Below are 823 nucleotides of genomic sequence, written 5' to 3'. Positions count from 1 at the left end.
GGTGCCGTCGCCGCCCTTGAGGCTGTCGTTGCCGGCGCCGCCGTAGAGCAGGTCGCCGCCCGTGCCGCCCGTCCTGATCTCGCCAAAGACAGCGCCCAGGAAGGCCTCGAGCACGTCCATCTGCGGGCGATCGACCACGCTGCCGGTGCCGAGCCCGGTCGGCTCGATCGAGAACATGTAGTCGCCCCACCACGGGCCCGCCGCCCAGTAGGTCGCGCCCTCCCAGACCGGGTGCGCCTTCATGTAGGCCACCATGTTGGCGAGCGCGGCCAGGCTCACCGGATCCTGCGCGACCCCGAACTCGCCCAGGAACAGGCGGCTGCCCGTCGCCTCCGCCCACTGGGTGACCGCGGTCAGCCGCTCGACGCCGATGTTCGCCGAGACCACGTTGGCGTGCGTGCCCGAGCTGTCGCTGTCGAGGTACTGGTGCACCTCGAAGGCGAAGTTGCCGAGCGGATCGCGGATGCCGGGGCCGATCACGGTGTCGTTGTCGGTGCTGACCCAGCTGTGGGCGCCCGTCCAGTAGCTGCCGGGCACGAGGATCTGCTGGCCGGCGCCGCCCGCACGGATCGCCGCGATCGCCGCGTTGGCCGAGCCGAGCCATTGCTGCGCCGTCTGCTGGTGCGGCTCGTTCATCAGGCCGAAGATGACGTTGGGGCTGCCGGCGTAGTGGCGCGCGAGGCGGCTCCACAGGTCCGCGAAGGCGCTGTCGGGCGTCTCGGCGCTGCCGACCGGATGGCCGTAGCCGGAGCCGAAATTGTGCGGCTCCAGGATCACCTGCAGGCCCCGGCTCGCCGCGTACGCGACGACGCCGTCCATCTGC

At 71.6% G+C, this 823-nt stretch carries 1 protein-coding gene; it reads right to left on the bottom strand.

Annotation, left to right across the window (positions count from 1 at the left end):
• On the bottom strand, positions 1-823 hold an 823-nt coding region (locus tag AX737_RS26190; RefSeq protein WP_156453968.1), incomplete at both ends, for a cellulase family glycosylhydrolase.

This window comes from Methylobacterium sp. CCH5-D2 (assembly GCF_001556475.1).
In the GTDB taxonomy this organism is placed as follows: domain Bacteria; phylum Pseudomonadota; class Alphaproteobacteria; order Rhizobiales; family Beijerinckiaceae; genus Methylobacterium; species Methylobacterium hispanicum.
This window is presented reverse-complemented; position numbering and strand designations above follow the sequence as displayed.